The sequence below is a fragment of the Bacillus zhangzhouensis genome, assembly GCF_000715205.1.
In the GTDB taxonomy this organism is placed as follows: domain Bacteria; phylum Bacillota; class Bacilli; order Bacillales; family Bacillaceae; genus Bacillus; species Bacillus zhangzhouensis.
On sequence record NZ_JOTP01000031.1, the window covers coordinates 15,983 to 32,816 of the forward strand.

The 16,834-nt window shown below is 36.1% G+C and carries 13 protein-coding genes and 2 pseudogenes; 11 read left to right on the forward strand and 4 right to left on the reverse strand.

Translation table 11 applies throughout. From position 1 onward, the window contains the following. Positions 1-7 precede the first annotated feature (7 nt). From BA70_RS16785 to BA70_RS16800, 4 genes are all read left to right on the forward strand, one after another. Entirely contained in the window at positions 8-1,102 is a 1,095-nt protein-coding gene (locus BA70_RS16785) for a DUF262 domain-containing protein (protein ID WP_034324660.1), read from the forward strand. Between the two features lie 266 nt (positions 1,103-1,368). Further along, positions 1,369-2,382 carry a hypothetical protein gene (locus tag BA70_RS16790; RefSeq protein WP_034324661.1) on the forward strand — a complete coding sequence of 338 codons (1,014 nt, stop codon included), beginning with the start codon at positions 1,369-1,371 and terminating at the stop codon, positions 2,380-2,382. A 443-nt stretch (positions 2,383-2,825) separates the two neighbouring features. After that, complete coding sequence (locus BA70_RS20700; RefSeq protein WP_239646700.1) at positions 2,826-3,014, forward strand: hypothetical protein; 189 nt, start codon at positions 2,826-2,828, stop codon at positions 3,012-3,014. 59 nt (positions 3,015-3,073) lie between these two features. Next, entirely contained in the window at positions 3,074-3,922 is an 849-nt protein-coding gene (locus BA70_RS16800; RefSeq protein WP_034324666.1) for an MBL fold metallo-hydrolase, read from the forward strand. A gap of 68 nt (positions 3,923-3,990) precedes the next feature. On the opposite strand, the gene BA70_RS16805 is transcribed toward BA70_RS16800, so the two are convergent. Together BA70_RS16805 and BA70_RS16810 are read right to left on the reverse strand one after the other, a co-directional pair. Continuing rightward, on the reverse strand, positions 3,991-4,260 hold the full coding sequence (locus tag BA70_RS16805; protein ID WP_034324668.1) for a hypothetical protein: 270 nt from the start codon (positions 4,258-4,260) through the stop codon (positions 3,991-3,993). Then, the gene (locus BA70_RS16810; RefSeq protein WP_034324671.1) at positions 4,247-4,495 is read right to left on the reverse strand and encodes a hypothetical protein; all 249 of its coding nucleotides are present in this window, start codon (positions 4,493-4,495) and stop codon (positions 4,247-4,249) included. Before BA70_RS16810 ends, BA70_RS16805 begins: the two co-directional genes overlap by 14 nt. A gap of 150 nt (positions 4,496-4,645) precedes the next feature. Here BA70_RS16810 and BA70_RS16815 point away from each other — a divergent pair, with 150 nt between their 5' ends. From BA70_RS16815 to BA70_RS16825, 3 genes are all read left to right on the forward strand, one after another. Beyond that, positions 4,646-5,152 (forward strand): LURP-one-related/scramblase family protein, encoded by a 507-nt coding sequence (locus tag BA70_RS16815; RefSeq protein WP_034324673.1) that lies wholly within the window; start codon positions 4,646-4,648, stop codon positions 5,150-5,152. Between the two features lie 313 nt (positions 5,153-5,465). Next, entirely contained in the window at positions 5,466-8,447 is a 2,982-nt protein-coding gene (locus BA70_RS16820; RefSeq protein WP_239646701.1) for a DEAD/DEAH box helicase, read from the forward strand. 622 nt (positions 8,448-9,069) lie between these two features. After that, positions 9,070-9,942, forward strand: coding sequence for a LysR family transcriptional regulator (locus BA70_RS16825; protein WP_239646702.1), 873 nt, complete (start codon positions 9,070-9,072; stop codon positions 9,940-9,942). Between the two features lie 41 nt (positions 9,943-9,983). On the opposite strand, the gene BA70_RS16830 is transcribed toward BA70_RS16825, so the two are convergent. After that, on the reverse strand, positions 9,984-10,880 hold the full coding sequence (locus BA70_RS16830; RefSeq protein ID WP_034324675.1) for a PhzF family phenazine biosynthesis protein: 897 nt from the start codon (positions 10,878-10,880) through the stop codon (positions 9,984-9,986). 241 nt (positions 10,881-11,121) lie between these two features. Here BA70_RS16830 and BA70_RS16835 point away from each other — a divergent pair, with 241 nt between their 5' ends. Both BA70_RS16835 and BA70_RS16845 read left to right on the forward strand, forming a co-directional pair. Then, positions 11,122-13,311 (forward strand): Ig-like domain-containing protein, encoded by a 2,190-nt coding sequence (locus BA70_RS16835; protein WP_034324678.1) that lies wholly within the window; start codon positions 11,122-11,124, stop codon positions 13,309-13,311. A 73-nt stretch (positions 13,312-13,384) separates the two neighbouring features. Next, positions 13,385-13,987 (forward strand): annotated as a pseudogene (locus BA70_RS16845) (Imm64 family immunity protein). A gap of 39 nt (positions 13,988-14,026) precedes the next feature. On the opposite strand, the gene BA70_RS16850 reads toward BA70_RS16845, so the two are convergent. Further along, positions 14,027-14,737 (reverse strand): GntR family transcriptional regulator, encoded by a 711-nt coding sequence (locus BA70_RS16850; RefSeq protein ID WP_034324683.1) that lies wholly within the window; start codon positions 14,735-14,737, stop codon positions 14,027-14,029. 186 nt (positions 14,738-14,923) lie between these two features. Between BA70_RS16850 and bglA the strand changes: the two genes are divergently transcribed. Together bglA and BA70_RS19710 are read left to right on the forward strand one after the other, a co-directional pair. After that, positions 14,924-16,363, forward strand: coding sequence for a 6-phospho-beta-glucosidase BglA (gene bglA / locus BA70_RS16855; RefSeq protein WP_149865376.1), 1,440 nt, complete (start codon positions 14,924-14,926; stop codon positions 16,361-16,363). A gap of 287 nt (positions 16,364-16,650) precedes the next feature. Next, a pseudogene (locus tag BA70_RS19710) lies at positions 16,651-16,834 on the forward strand (T7SS effector LXG polymorphic toxin); the annotation flags it as partial.

A 16,834-nucleotide genomic window follows, 5' to 3' on the forward strand; every position in this document is an offset into this window, starting at 1 on the left:
GGATATTATGGAAAGTAAATGGAAAGTTGATTCTACTCAAAGTACCAAAACTATTGATGATGTCGTTAAAGAAATAGATAAAGGAATGCAAGGGATTGGTGGAATAAAGTTAGACCCTGAATATCAAAGGGAATATAAATTTACTGTTTCAGATGAAAGTCTGTTAATTGAGTCATTATTGTTAGGAATTCCTATACCTATAATATATTTATCTTCAGACACAACTAAAATTCCTTATATCTCTAATGTTATAGACGGGCAACATAGATTGAGAGCCATTTATAGATTTGTTAAAAACCAGTTTGTTTTAAAGGATTTGGAAAAAATAAGAGAATTAAATTTTAAGAAGTTTTTAGAGTTACCTAAAGATAGACAAGCAACAATATTACACCAATGTAGTTTAACATTTGAAAATATTCATGTACAGAACAACCCGGAATTAGAAATGGAAATCTTCAAAAGATATAATACGGGTTCACATCCTTTAAGTAGACAGGAAATAAGACATGCAGTTTATAGAAGTGAGGTTAATGATTGGTTAAATCAACAAATAGAAAACTTTTATAAGTCAGTTTCACCTTTTAAAAATATATATAATATAACTAAGAAAAGGTTCTCAGATAAAACTGCTCATGAAAATATTCAAACCATGCTTTACATACTAGAATTTGGACTAGAAAGTAAATATGAAACATCTCCGGAGTATGCAGAAGAGTTTATGAGAAAAAATACAATAAATATAAATCAAAAAAGTCAAATCGAGAAACTTTCATTTTTACTAGCAGAAATAAATAATTTCTTTGAAAAAATATATAACAATTATAACATTAAATACCCTTTTTCAAAGGAGATTTATGGCGTTGAGAGTAGGAATTACAAAGTGCAAATACCTATTTTAATGATTATTACAGATTTCTTGAGGAGATTAATGGAAGAAAAAGTTGAGATAACTAGTGAAATTAACATGGGGATTATTCTCAAAGTAATATCGAATGTTATGAAAGATTCTTATCTCGAGAATAATTATAAAGGTTCTAGTACAAGACCAGAGTTATTAATAGAAACTTCAAATAAATTATATGAAAATTTTAAACTTAATTAGCTTTTATTTAGGAGGGCCTTATCAGTAATATTTAAACCCTTTATGATGAAAAGAGTAGATTTTTAGTCGTATTCAATATCTTTTACTAAATTTGAAAGTAGCTAATAAATTATTGACGTTAGATTGTTACGGGTATACTTTTGAATATAAGTATAATTTATGTTATAACAACCTATCTTTTTATGGTGTACTAAATTTTAATAACATTTGTAGAGTGATTTATTTAACTCCACAACTTTTACTTTTAAAATTAGGGTGGGAGAGGTATGTTACGTTTAGATTTGCTAGAAAACGCAATGGATTCCTTCGATGAATCAATTGCTTATTTTATTAGGGCTGAGGATAAAGGGGAATCCAGGTATTACAAATTCTCAATACTATTAATTGCTCATACTACTGAATTGATGCTAAAAGAGATATTAAAAGAAAAAGGGCATTATCTTCTTATCTACACTGATATAGACAAAATTAACTCTAATAGATTAAGTTATGCCCATACAGTAAATTTAGAGCAATCATTAAATAGACTAAATCTAGTAGGCATTAGCATCCCAGAATACATTGTTAAAAAAATAAGAAATTTATATAATGAGAGAAATAAAATCCAACATTTTGAAATAAAATTGAGTGAGGGGGAAGCTTCGAAGATTGTATCAGAAGGTATTGTTGCAATAAAGTATTTATTAGAAGAGGTTGTTGGAAATAATTTAAATGATTACTTAGAAGAAGATCTGATTGAAGAAATGAATAAGATACAATCTCTATTCAATTCATATATCCAAGCGGCTAAAGATAAGATATCTGATAAAAATTCTTCTCTATTAACATATGAATTATTTCCAAATAGAATGATTAAACTTCCTTGTCCATCGTGTGGTGAAAAATACATAGTAAAAGAAGAAGGAGTTATCAAATGTTATATTTGTTCAAATGAATTTTTGAATATTAAAGATTGTATAGAGAACGATGCACATTGTTATATTTCTGATGTCTGTGAAAGAGAACTTAATAGACGGAGAAATAGTGGAAAATACCTAATAGACTATTGCAAAAGTTGTAGTACTGATAATTGTTACTACAATGAGAATAAAGATAGTTGGTTTTGTGTTACATGCTTCTATAATTATGAAAATACAGCATGTCAAAATTGTGGGAATCCTACCTTATACAAGCAAGTAGGATTTTATTATGATTTTTATCAAGATATGGAATCTGAATTTATTTGTAGCGATTGTGCGAATCAATCCACAAAATATTTTGAGATTAGAGATTGGGAATAGTTGGTTGTTTATCCCATAATCCAAAAATCGTTCCGTAAATTATTTTTTGATAGAATTGTATTAACCAACGTTTATTTAGAAATAAAATATCAAAATTATTATTCGGACTTTTTTAACGGTTTGTAATATCGCTAAACTCCCTATAGATTATTTAGAAAGAAGGTATCGTAGGATTAAGAAATCATTTTTAGTCATTGAAACCAACAATGGGTAATTTCTCTACAATATCATATTAACCAATATAAGAGTCTCTATTGTTAGGTTTAAGAACTAGGAGCGAAAAGAGCAAAATAAAATTAAGGTATGAATGTTCTAATGAGATAGAAATCAGAAAAATTTGCACATTTGTAGAAACACATTTATCGTTATCAAACCTCTCAGATGATGAAGTGGCTTGTCTACAATATATTGTGCAAGATTTATATGAACACGAAGGTATAGGATTGCCATTGATTCAAGCTGCACTTAGATCAGATGATGGAAATTTACAGTATCATGCTTTAAGTGTATTAAAAGAATGGTCTCCTTCGTATTCGCAGCAAGCGGCCACAAGAGAATTGATTGAACATATTGCTGTGAAGACAAAGGATAAGGAAGATCGAAAGTTAGCCAAATACTTATTAAAGAAATAGGATTCGGTTTACCTTCGCACTACGAGAATAAAATCTGAATATAAGAAAGCAGGCACACCATGCACACAATCAAAAAAATAGGCCAAACCTTCTCCTACATCACACCAGTATCACTCACCGACCGCCCCATCCTAGGCATGGTCGTAGGCAATAACAAAACATTAATGATCGATGCCGGTAATTCAGAAGATCATGCGAAATATTTCATCCAAAAGGCCTTAAAACAAGAGAACGCCACGCCTGATATGGTTGTCCTCACGCATTGGCATTGGGATCATATTTTTGGTCTGCCTGCGCTGCCTCATGCGGTTTCAATCGCTTCTGCAAAGACCAGAAAGGAAATGGAGAAGCTTCTTCCATTTTCGTGGTCAGATGAGGCAATTGATGAGCGGGTAAAGGAAGGAACGGAGATTGAGTTTTGCGCGAAGGCGATAAAAGAAGAATATAAGAATCATCGAGATATTCAGGTGGTTTTACCGGATGTGACGTTTGACCGTCGGATGGAAATTGATCTTGGCGGGGTCACTTGTGTCGTGCAACATGTTGGAGGCGATCATGCTGCGGATTCAGTCATCGTGTATGTGAAAGAAGAAAAAATCCTTTTTCTTGGTGATTGCATTTATCCGAAAATGTATGCCGAAAAAGTACATTATACGATGAAGGAAATATTGCGCATTTTAGATGAGCTAGAAGCTTTTGATGCTGATACGTATATTCCCTCACACCAAAGACCGTGGACAAAAGAGGAGTTTCGTCAGGAAGCGGACAAGCTTAGGATGATAGCGAAAAATACAGATCTTTGTGGTGGAGATAAGCAGAGAATCACGATAGAATATAAAAAATATGTGAACAGAGAACTTAAAGAAGATGAATTAGAAACGATTGCTTACTTTGTAAATGGTTATTAAATGATTGCGGTAACTAAACAGAAAAAGTCTCATTTGAGTGATTTCCCTCAAACGAGACTTTTTTATTTCTATGGTAAACCTACAACATCTTCTGCATCACGAACTGTGACAGACATGTGTTTGGCATTAATAATAATGACACAATCCCAAGTCGGTTTCATTTGCAGTTCATCATTCTCATCCACACGGATAATCCCTTTGAATTCTACAGTTTGTTCTAGAAAATCCATTTTCTTTTCTGTATCATCTTTGACTGCTGTTAAATGTTCAGGATAGTGAATCGTCCAATCATAAAAGCGGTTTTCTTCATCATTCCTCCTATTTTCACTCGTGCACATTGCCAAAAACTTCTTCTGTTTGCTGAATTGTCAGTGATTTGTTAGGTGCATCAATTGTCATGATACAGTCCCAAGTCGGTTTCATTTGCAGGTTGTTGTTTTCATCTATCCAAATCACACTGTTTAATTCAATTGACGATTCTAAGATGACCATTTTCTTTTCATGATGATCTGTAATGGCAGTTAGATTTCCTTGTAAATGAATGGTCCAGTCGAAAAAAGTGATGTTTTTCATTGTTTTTCTCCTTTCATTACCTTTTGTATTACCATTATAACCCAAGTTGTTTCCGACACTGATTTTTACGCAGTCTATTTTTGGTATAATCAAATATAAGGAAAAATAGATAAAAGACTGATAAATTTTTGAACTTAATTGGAGGTACACATGAAGCAACTATATATGAAACAGAAAGTATTTAGTCTCATCGGCAGGTTTACGGTAAAGGATCAGCAGGAGAACGATGTGTATGTGGTAGAGGGCAGCTTTATGAAGATGCCAAAGACATTCACCATTCTGAATACAGAGCGAGACGAAATCGCCGTAATTACGAAAAAGATGTTCAGCTTTTTACCGAAGTTTTTAGTAGAAGTTGGTGGTCAAGAGGTATTGACGATCAAAAAAGAGTTTACGTTCTTTAAAGCAAAGTATTCGATTGATGCAGCGGAGATAGAAGTGAGTGGTAACTGGTGGGATATGAATTTCCAAGTGCTGCAAAGCGGCGAAGTGATCGGTCAGGTGAAGAAGGAATGGTTTACTTGGGGGGATAGCTATAAGGTTGATATTTTGAAAGAAGAAATGGAGCCTATGATGATTGCGCTCGTTGTTGCGATTGATTGTGTAAAGGCTGATGAAGCAGCGTCTAGGTCTTCGTCGTCGACAACGACCAATTAGATAATGAAACAGAAATTCTGACTGTCGCATGAAGATATTATCCGAGTTACTACTTTTATTCTTTATAAAAAAGCAGTTGGTTAAAACCTTGATTGACCAAGGTTCTTCAAAGTATGCATATTCTTTAGAAAAACATTTTCAGCGTAGAGATATCCTGAAATGCTATGTCTGAAAATAAGGTTCTCCACACACAAGGAATTAGATTTAATAATACACATTTAAAACACAAATATTTACAATATAAAGACTTTTAATAAAAAATTTATAAGAATGGTATATTAAAACGAACGTTTTAGTTAGATGGAGGATAACTATGGGGATTAGTAAGACTAATGTAGAGAAAGTTTTAAGAGCATGGCATTTAATCGAAGCTTTGTCTCCTAGTTCAGTCAATGGATTAGGAGAAACTTTAGAAAAAAAACATTTTCACCATGATGAAAAGGTACATAAAACAGAACAAGTTCTTTTTTCGGATCAACCATGGAAAGTTCACAAATTGAAAAATAACGAAAATAAGTATATTCAATTTCGATATTATATCGGATGCTTTGAGCAATATAAGCTTGTTCAGTACTTACGTGAGTTATTTCATACGTATGAAGAAATGGTTAATCGCGATCATAAAATGTTATTTAGTATGTCTTTTCAAGTAGACCATGCAGGTAAGTATATTAAAAACTCTTTATTTGTACCTGTACTAATGTATGTAATCAAGTTGTTAAAAAAACGTTCAAAAGCGACTTATGACGAATTAATGACGAAATATAATGATTATTTACGTTTATTTGAGGAGCAAGTTGATGATTTATTAATCAATGGCGTTACCGAGAAATCTCTAGAAAAAGTAAGTAAATTGTATAATAGGTATTTTTTACAAATAGATGATCGGACAATCCATTATGTTGAAAAGGAAATCATAGCAATAGGAAAAGAAGGCACATTCAATAACTTTAATAGCTTTTTCTTAGATGATTTAGGAGAGATTATTTCTAAAGGTGAGAATCAAACGTTACGTCAATTTATTAAAGGAGCAGATCATCACACAGATATCGATGAAAATAGAGCTTACATTGAAGACGTACTTCAGCCTAAATATTTACCTAATGGGAGATGGCCATCACCTGTCGAACACAGATTATCATTAATGCAACAAGTAGCTGTAAATCAAATAATTAATAATAGCCAGAAGATAAATTCTGTCAATGGGCCACCTGGGACAGGTAAAACAACATTGCTAAAAGATGTGTTTGCTCATCTCATTGTAGAAAGAGCTGAAAAAATGACACGTTTTAAAAATCCCGAAGAAGCTTTAAAAAAAATGAAGAAAATAGTATTAGACAATTACCCATACAATATCTATGAATTAGATGAATCGATTAAAAAATATTCAATGGTTGTGACTTCTAGTAATAATGGTGCAGTTGAGAATATCTCGAAAGACCTCCCTAAAAAGAAAGAGGTTATACGTCAAGATGATAAAGGGAAGTTTATAGAATATGATAAGGCATATGCTTCTGAAGCAGAAGAATTGTCAATGTATCCGCTTACGGCTAAAGCTCTTCTTTCAGACAATGAAGAAACTTGGGGGTTATTCTCAGCAGCTTTAGGGAAATCAACAAATTTTACTCAATACTATAAGAATCTAGTTTCAGATGAAAACTCATTTATAAGACAATTGGAACAAGATAAAGAGAAAGTAAATTTGTCCGAATGGAAGGCTGCGATAGAAGATTTTAATAATACTTTAAATTCAGTAGAGAAGAAAAAAGCAGAATTGCAATCAATGTCTGAGAATTTTGTGAAATATAAAGATATAGACAGCGAGCTTAGCTCTCTACATAAAGAGCAAGATAAGGTAAATCAGGAGATAATTCAACAATTAGAGAAAAGAGAATCGATTGAAAAACAAAATCAAACAGAATTAAATATTAATATTTTTCAGCGACTTTTTAATAAAAAACGAAACAAAAAAGAAATAGAATGGCACGAAATTAATAAAATGATATATAATTTGGAAAAAAAGCGTAACATGATAAAGAAAAAAACAGATGAGTTAAAACAGAGGTCAGAAAAATTACAAAAGTCCATTGATGATAAATGCACTCATCAGGGGATGAGGATTCCAACTGATGAATATTGGGATGAAGATCAATATGAAAATAGACAGACAAACACCATATGGGTAACAGATGAATTGAATTTTGAAAGAGGACAGCTATTCTTAAAAGCAATGAAGATTCACAAATTGTTTCTATTGTTTAATCATAGAGCAATTAAATCGAGTCTTCGATTATTAAACTTCCGTTATAAACTTGATCTCAATCAAGCTGATCATCGTATGCATTTGAAAAATGTATGGGAAATTATACATCTAATTACACCTGTTATTAGTACTACGTTTGCTAGTTTTCCAAAGATGTATGAAGGAATTGGACAAGATTTTATTAGCTACTTGTTTATTGATGAGGCAGGGCAAGCAACGCCTCAACAAGCAGTAGGTGCTTTATGGAGGTCTGAGAAAGCAATAGTTGTTGGGGACCCCTTACAAATTGAACCAGTCGTCTCTATTGATCGTACAATCTTAGGTGATATTAAAAGGTATTATGAAATTGATGATGAACATATAGAGTTAGGTACTTCTGTGCAAACACTAGCAGATAGGGCAAATTCTTTTGGTACGTATAATAAGGATCTAGAGTGGATTGGTATTCCATTATGGGTTCATCGCAGATGCTTAGATCCTATGTTCACGATTTCTAATAAAATCGCGTATGATAATAAAATGGTGTTGCCAGAAAAGGAACAAGGGCAAAGTAAATGGATTGATATTAATGGAAAAGCTATTAATAGGCAATTTGTAGAGGAACAGGCAGAATGGATTTCTGAAGAAATTTTTAAAAAATGGGAATCTAGTTCTGAGCTGCCTAATATCTATGTGATCTCTCCTTTTACTGCTGTTAAAAATGGACTTAAAAAAAATATTAGAAATTATTTGAAGAAAAAAGGCTTACCCAAACAGGAAGTTGAAGGTTGGATAAAAAACTCAGTAGGAACTGTACATACTTTTCAAGGAAAGGAAGCTGAAATTGTTTATTTTGTAGTTGGAACAGATGAAAATAGTGATGGCGCAGCAAATTGGTCTTGTTCTAAACCTAATCTAATTAATGTCGCAGTTACACGAGCAAAAAAAGAGTTCTATATTGTCGGTGATTATCAACGAATATCTAAAAAACAATACTATCAAGCTATTGCAGAGATTGTAGAGAAAATAGAAGTAAAAAGTTATAAAAATTAATTATTAAAACCTCTCAATATTTGAGAGGTTTTTGTTAGACATGGAAGAGAAACAATTCAAGTTTGATGTATTTATGTAAGCACTTATCTTTTTCCTTTAATATTGCATCAAATAAGCTATAACAAAGTAACTAGGAGGAGTTTTATAACCTAACCCGCATATTAAGACTAAGAGACGCAGAAGTATGGGAATTGTATTTCTCGACAAATAAGACATGATGATTTATTTCGCAATTGCAGATTTAAATAGAAAAGCAACGATTAATGCTAATCCTTTAGTGATCGAACTTGATGAAAAAGATAATTACATTTCCATTGATGTGCATAGTGTTGTAGACCTAAAAAACGTTAGAAGAAGATGAATTTGATGATTTTCTCAGCTCATATGCACGATTTTCACAATGCTCATGTTTTTATTAAAATTCATGGTTATTGACAAAATGGGTTTAACTAATTTCAGTTAGAGGAAGATGAAGATTTGCAAGGCGAAGAAGAACAGCCAGAAACGTTTTAACGGTTATACAAAAATGCTTTCAATTGGTGGAAAGCTATTTAAATCGAAAAAGCTTAGAACTCTCTAACAGTAGGTTAGATTTTGCCAAGATCTAAAATGAGCTTGTGAGGTGAGCACACTGATCACATTCCAATACAAAGTATTTCTAACAGTCGTCGAATGCGGCAGTTTTACAAAAGCCGGGGAGAAACTTGGGCTGACGCAGTCTGGGGTGAGTCATAATATTGCGAAGCTTGAGTCGGAATTAGGGATTGTGCTGCTTCGGCGTAATCGAAACGGGCTGTCGTTAACGGACGCAGGTGAGCGGGTGATGCCGCATATTCGGCAAATCATGCATCATGCGGCATTGCTTGAGCAAGAGGCGGCGTTGATTCAAGGGTTGGAAGTGGGGAGTATCAAGGTCGGGACGTTCTCCAGTTTTTCTTCAAAAGTGCTTCCGCAACTGATTCATCGTTTTACAGAAAGCTATCCCAATATCCAATTGGAGTTATATGAAGGCGGTTATGAGGAGATTGAGGAGTGGATTGCTTCTGGCACGGTTGATGTCGGTTTTTTAACGCAGCCATCAAGAGAATTTGAAACCGTTCCACTTTTCCAAGATGAATTGGTGGTGCTCATGCAAGAGAATCATCGCTTCCATACGAAGAAAATGATAGAAGTTGACTCGTTACATGATGAATCATTCATTATGCCAAAAGCGGGCTGTGACCAACTCATCAAGAAATTATTAAAAGAAAGAGGCGTGAAGCCTCATGTTGTGTTTGAGATTGGAGACAACAATACGCTCATTTCTATGGTTCAAGAAGGGCTCGGAGTGACCATCATTCCGACATTGATTTTGCCGCCACAAATTCCTCATACGAAAGTCATTCCACTTGAGACGACGGTATATCGTGAGATCAATATGGCGTTCAAATCTTTCAAAGCAGCATCCCCATCGACCAAGAAATGGATCGAAGCGGTCAAAGATCATCTTAAGTAGAATCAGCTTGAACGAGATGTCTCCCATTCAAGCTGATTGGTTTATAGGGTTAATACGCCGCGAATGGTGATGACAGCTGCACCTGCGACTTTGATCACCGGCTTTGAGTCATTCGGAATGACTGTGATACGAAGCATGCCAGGTCTGCCGATCGCATCACCTTGGGCAATGCTCAAGTGAGTGGTTTCCTGCTGAGAAATGATACCTTCCAAATAGAGAAATCCAGCTAATGCCCCGTTTGCTGCCCCCGTCACAGGATCCTCGGGTATCCCAATCCCAGGTGCAAAATCCCTCGTATAAAGATCACATTCTTTTGAGGTGTGAAACGTATAAAGGTGGGTCGTCGTGATATCATGCTCTTTATTCATTCTCCCTAAAGCCGCTAAGTTTGGGGTGGCTTGATCAATGTCCTGTTGATGCTTCATCGGAACAAGAAGATGCCAGTTTCCGGTGTTTGCTAATTTGATAGGATAGGATGGATCAATCCGGTCACTGCTTATACCGAGCATGTCACTAAGCTCTTCAACATCAATGGCAAAATCCCGTGTCTTCGGGGTTACCTGCGTCATTTCCACATCAACGACCTTGCCATTTTCCTCGTGCCATACAACGGGAACATTCCCGATCTTTGTTTTTAACACGACCCCTGTTTTCTCTTTTGCCAGCCCAAGCTCTGTCGCCAAAAGCCAAGTTAATCCAACAGTCGCATGCCCGCAGAAATTGACCTCTTCCGTCGGTGTGAAGTATTTGACCCGATAATCGGCTTTCTTATCATGTGCTGGCAGCAAGAAGACAGATTCGGGTAAATTCAATTCTTTGGCGATATTCTGCATGTCATCCTCCGTTAACCATTCCCCATCCAACACCACCCCAGCGGCATTTCCTCCAAATTTCTCAGTTGTAAACGCATCGACATGATACACTCTGATGTCTCTCATATAAGGAACCCTCCTATACAATCTTGTTACGTTTATCATAAGTTTGATTGATGCATTCGTAAAATGAATCTTTTTGATGTTTTAAATCGGAAGTATTCATGTAAGAGAGGGAGATACACTGTACCTATTAAATTAGTTTTTAGTAAGTCTTTAGTCATATGAATAATTCTTGTGTCTATATTAGAAGAAATGTATAATATTTGTATATAAAAACATTAATAGGAAAAGTGAGGATATATCTATGAAAATGGTCCTGAAATTAGTAGCTTCTATTCTATGTGTGATGATGTTGAGTTTCCATATACAAGAAAGGGTAAGTGCCACAGAGGGTGGAACGAAAACAACGGTTGATCGTTATCAATATGGTGATAATTATCTGACAGGTAAAACAACGCCAAACGCAATCGTTGCATTCGCAGATTGGGGTGTTCCGAATAACTGGAAATCTAAATATATGCACTACGCAAAAGCAGATAGTAACGGAAACTTTAAGTTGTTTTCTTTGAACTTTAGTTCAGGACAAACGTTGGAGTTAGATACTTATGACCAAAATGGGACAAAGCTTTCTTCAAATAAAGTGTATGTTTTCAAGGAATCGTTTACCTCATTAGATCCGATATATGATACCTCTCAGGAGTTAACTGGAAAAACAGTGAAGAACACAAAAGTAGAGGTCATGAAAGATGGCAAAGTGATTGCCTCAGGCACATTCAATGATGCCATTCATTTAAAGCTGCCTGCCCTAACTGCAGGTACATTCCTAACAGTGAAAATGACGACTGGCAGCAATATCGACGTTTACAAAAAAATTGTGAACCCTAAGAAAATCTCACTTATTCCTACGACAAAATGGTCTAAATCCGTGAAAGGCCAAACGGGAATTCCTTATGCAAAGATCGTCTTTAAAAATCAAAAATCAAGTGAAGTCCTTCAATCGATGACTGCAGATGGTGATGGCAACTTTGAATTGAGTGTAGACAAAAACAAAATACAAACATTAGATCAAAGTAAATTTCAAGTGATGGAACCCTCTTATGATAATGCTTTGCATGAGACCACCTTCCGAATTAGATCAACAGCTCCGACTATTGATCCATTCACTCAGCTTTCAACTTCAGTGAGCGGGACCGCAACTCCTGAAAGTAGGATTCATATTTTAGATGGAGAAGGCAAAATCATTGGGGAAGGTCAAGCAGACTCTAATGGCGTCTATGATGTTCCTGTTTCAAAGTTAATCGGTGGTGACTTAATTACAGTCAAGTCGTTCATGGCTGATAATCCGAGTGAAACGGATCAATCTCAGGAAGATGTACAGAAAGTTTTTGTGGAAGAAATCGATGATTCAAGTGATACCATTAATGGCATGAGTACGTTTGGTAATCAAGCTGTTGTAGAGGTGCAATCTGATTCAGCGAATAACACAATAAAAGCAATGTCGAAACTCAGCGCTAGCACAACGAAAAAGAAATTTGGACCATTCAACATTACGCCGGGCAAAGATTTTAAATTGAAAACGGGAAAATTACAACAAGGATCTAAAGTAACAATCACGTTGCAAAGTGGAAAGAGAAAGGTCGCCTTGCCAGCCTTCACCGTCAAAAAAGTCGTCACATCTCCACTTGCAGCATCTCAAGTAAAGGTGGCGAACAATAAAGGGAAAAATGATACGGTGACGATAAAAGGAATCAAAAAACAATCGGTCATCAAAGTCTTTAAACAATCTTCTGGCGGTAAAGTGATTGCTCAGCAGACTGCATCTAGCTCGAACATGACGATTTCCTTGAAGCAACTGGGTCAAACAAGTGGAACGCTTTATATCAGTATGAAAGAGTCTGGTTTAAAAGAGGGAAATCGAGTACCAATTCGTTATCAGGGTGAGAAATCAGATGCTTTAAAAACGAACCAAGTCAACATCAACAATCTTAAAAATAAAAATGACGTTATTACAGTGAGTAAGATGAAGAAAAAAGATGTGATCAAAGTCTACTCAACAAGCGGAAAATTACTAGCCACATCAAAACCGTCTAACAGTTCGTCCATCAAATTGTACGTCAAACAAGTAGGAACTAAGAGCGGTAAAGTGTATGTCACGCGTAGCAGCGATAAGATGCTGGAAAGCGGAAAGCAAGCCATTTCTTTTAAAGGCGAGCCATCTGCTGCATTAAAAAGCAATCAAATCAACATCGTGAACAACAAGAAGAAAAAAGATGTGATCACTGTCAGTAAATTAACGAAGCAGGATGTTATCAAAATCTATCAACCTTCAGGAAAGCTTATTGGAAAATCAACAGCTTCTAAAGGCAAGGTTGTGAAAGTTACTTTCAAACAACTAGGTGCCAAGGGAGGAAAACTCTATTTCACCGTCACTGGAAAAGGCATGTCAGAAAGTAGTAGTAAGACGGTAAAGGTGTTTAAGGCTGAAAGAAAATAATGTTTCATAAAAAGGTAGGTTCGAAGTGAACTTACCTTTTTATAGTATTCCGAGATTAGAAAGCGAGGGATGCATGATAGCTATAGGCGGATTCATCAATATCGGAATCGTTTTTTATGAGGCCATTCATTTACCAAATACTTTTCGCCAATTGTCTGATTATCTAGCTCAAAAAGACATGTCTATTACCAAAGTAAAGTTTAGTCAGGACCCTGACGGCGAAACGTGGATTGAACACAGTGTAAAAGAGAATATCATCAAAGACGATGACTTTTCAGGCTATTAAACGGAGTTTGAATTGTCAGGCTTAAGCTCAAAGCTAAAAGAAATGACCATCAACATACAAAAAGAAACAGGTTATGTAGGGTTCGTTCTCTGTTTAAAGTGGGGAGAGGTTTTTTCTCATGATGTCGTTCATCTTCAACAGGACATCGTACGGTGTGTTGTGGAACTTTATCATACGCTTCCGTTTGAGTATGCGTTCATTGGACATGAAATTGAAGTCGAGATTCGTCCAGATGAGTTTGAAAAATGTCTACAAAAACATCATGCTTTTCCAGTTGGTTTAATTGGCAAAGGAGATTACATAGACATTTATTATGGCGATGTGGCAATTGATGGCCTTTCTCTTCAAAAAAGAGGGAAGGAATGTTTAAAGATTGAAAGGGAACAGTAAAAAAGCCTCCTGAATATAACAGGGGGCTTTTTCCATCCATCACCCATAATAATTATTCGCTTGAATAAAAAATTGGGATTGCATGTAGTTATACGTGATTTTCGAGAAGTCGAAGGGCTGACCGTTTGTGAGATGAAAGACGGTCTCGACGCGGAGGGCGGGATCGTCTTGTTTGAGGCCTAGGTGCTTCGCTTCGGTTTCGCTCAGTTTGCCTACTTGCATGTACATGTCAGAAAAGCCAACTTTGAGTCCAAGGCCTTCGCTAATGAATTTAAAAACGGAATCGGCGGCGATTTCTGTGTTGAGATAGGGAATGATGGTTTTCCGGTAATAGGATTCTTCTAAACACAACGTTTGTCCATTAATGTAACGAATGCGTTTGAGGTAGAAAACATCCTCTTCTTGTTCAATGTTCAAATTAAGCGCAGCTTCTTCTGTTGGTTTGACGGTGTCTAATGTTAAAACCTCTGATGTTAGTTGAAATTCCTCTAAATCTTTTTTAAACCCTTGGTTGGATAAAAGGCTGATGTAGCCCTTGCGTCGGTGTCTTCTGACAAAGATGCCGCTGCCCCTCACCTGATAGACAATTCCTTTTTTTTCGAGTAAGTCTAATGATTTGATAATGGTACTTTTGCTCACCGCAAATTGGCTCATGAGTGTCTCGAGTACAGGGAGTTTGTCCCCTTGCTGCAGTTCATGGGTGACAATATATTTTTCAATATCGCTCGCAATTTGTTGATACTTTAACATAGCTATTCCTCTTTGTTTTCACGATTTATTGTCTTTGATTATAGCACATACCGATTTTTCTTTGATATGTTAAATGAAATTATATATGTATTGATAAATTGTTCCGGTATAATTATAATGTACATATACTAGTAGTGATACAGTCAATGGACGTCATGATAACAATTGTGAAATAGGAGGGAATAGATAATGACTTTACCAAAAGATTTTCTATGGGGCGGAGCACTAGCTGCACATCAATTCGAAGGTGGATGGAATGAAGCAGGAAAAGGTCCAAGTGTTGTAGATGTGATGACAGCCGGTGCTCACGGAGTACCGAGACAAATCACGGAGACGATAGAAGAAGGTGAATTTTATCCGAACCATGAAGCGATCGATTTCTACCATCGTTATAAGGAAGATATCGCCATGTTTGCAGAAATGGGTTTAAAATGCTTGCGTACATCGATCGGATGGAGCCGGATTTTCCCTAAGGGAGATGAAGCAGAGCCGAATGAAGCAGGCTTACAGTTCTATGATGATGTATTTGATGAGCTGATCAAGCATGGTATAGAGCCTGTGATTACGCTGTCGCACTTTGAAATGCCTCTTCATCTGGCAAGGGAATACGGCGGATTCCGTAGCAGAAAAGTCGCTGAGTATTTCGCGAAATTTGCGGAAGTGTGCTTCAATCGTTACAAGGATAAAGTCACATACTGGATGACGTTTAATGAAATCAATAACAAAATGGATGTCAACAACCCATTGTTCCTTTGGACAAATTCAGGCGTATCGGTCAAAGAAGGCGAAAACGCTAAAGAAATCATGTATCAAGCAGGACATCATGAATTGCTTGCAAGTGCATGGGCAGTCGCAAAAGGAAAAGAAATCAATCCTAATTTTCAAATTGGAGCGATGGTTTCCCATGTGCCAATCTATCCATATTCCTCAAACCCAGAGGATGTCATGCTTGCAGAGGAATATATGAGACAGCGCTATTTCTTCCCTGATGTTCAGGTTCGCGGCTACTATCCGAGCTATGCATTAAAAGAATTCGAACGCGAAGGCTATCATATTCCGTTTGAAGCAGGCGATGAAGAAAGCTTAAGAAAAGGGAAAGTGGATTATCTTGGCTTTAGCTACTACATGTCGACAACGGTCAAAAGTGATGCAGTCTCTGACAACAGCGGAGACATTGTCAACGGGGCCCTGCCGCATGGTGTAGAAAACCCTTATATCAAATCAAGTGACTGGGGTTGGTCCATTGACCCGACAGGTCTAAGATATACATTGAATCGTTTTTACGATCGCTATCAAATTCCGCTATTCATCGTGGAAAATGGTTTTGGTGCCATTGATCAAGTAGAAGAAGACGGTTCCATCCACGATCCAGAGCGAATTCAATATCTCGCTTCTCACATCGAAGCGCTGAAAAAGGCCATCGAATACGACGGTGTTGATCTCATTGGTTACACGCCTTGGGGCATTATTGATATCGTGTCATTCACAACAGGCGAAATGAAAAAACGCTACGGAATGATCTACGTTGACCGCGATAACGAAGGCAACGGCTCGATGAAGCGTCTCAAAAAAGATTCGTTTACTTGGTATCAAAACGTTATTGCAACGAATGGCGAAGAAGTGTAATAAAGGAAAATGCAGACCCGGATGAGTGTGGTATACGCTTGTTCGGGTTTTTGTTGCCTGCGTTTTAAAGCCGCCTGAATGCAAAGAAAAAATAGGGCGATGCATTGGATTGAAGAAGATATTGATGTTGAAAGATAATTGAAGAAGAATCCAAAGGCTGGCTTATTTAACATACATAAATTCATTAGTCCCTAATTAATTCAGTAAAAAAGAGAGTCCATTTTTCATGTCAATTAGCCTATTTTTCAATTTTGAGGGTCACGATAAAATAGACTTTATGATCAATAATGGATGGGACATTGGATGATACGAGCTTTGACGGCGATACCTTTATAGAGGAACACTTTTTAGACAACGCAGTCCATATGGGCATCAAAAACGCGAAAAGCATTGTGAAGGATCAAAAAAAGGCACTAAAAACCATTTTTCAAGACATTGATGACCTCATTTCTCTATTGTTTTTTGATAGAC

What these genes read in the sequence shown, in the direction of transcription:
- BA70_RS16805 (WP_034324668.1), bottom strand. Translation starts at nt 4,260, where the DNA reads ATGTGCACGAGTGAAAATAGGAGGAATGATGAAGAAAACCGCTTTTAT.
- BA70_RS16835 (WP_034324678.1), top strand. Translation starts at nt 11,122, where the DNA reads ATGAAAATGGTCCTGAAATTAGTAGCTTCTATTCTATGTGTGATGATG.
- BA70_RS16810 (WP_034324671.1), bottom strand. Translation starts at nt 4,495, where the DNA reads ATGAAAAACATCACTTTTTTCGACTGGACCATTCATTTACAAGGAAAT.
- BA70_RS16820 (WP_239646701.1), top strand. Translation starts at nt 5,466, where the DNA reads ATGGGGATTAGTAAGACTAATGTAGAGAAAGTTTTAAGAGCATGGCAT.
- BA70_RS16800 (WP_034324666.1), top strand. Translation starts at nt 3,074, where the DNA reads ATGCACACAATCAAAAAAATAGGCCAAACCTTCTCCTACATCACACCA.
- BA70_RS16785 (WP_034324660.1), top strand. Translation starts at nt 8, where the DNA reads ATGGAAAGTAAATGGAAAGTTGATTCTACTCAAAGTACCAAAACTATT.
- BA70_RS16790 (WP_034324661.1), top strand. Translation starts at nt 1,369, where the DNA reads ATGTTACGTTTAGATTTGCTAGAAAACGCAATGGATTCCTTCGATGAA.
- BA70_RS16850 (WP_034324683.1), bottom strand. Translation starts at nt 14,737, where the DNA reads ATGTTAAAGTATCAACAAATTGCGAGCGATATTGAAAAATATATTGTC.
- BA70_RS16815 (WP_034324673.1), top strand. Translation starts at nt 4,646, where the DNA reads ATGAAGCAACTATATATGAAACAGAAAGTATTTAGTCTCATCGGCAGG.
- BA70_RS16830 (WP_034324675.1), bottom strand. Translation starts at nt 10,880, where the DNA reads ATGAGAGACATCAGAGTGTATCATGTCGATGCGTTTACAACTGAGAAA.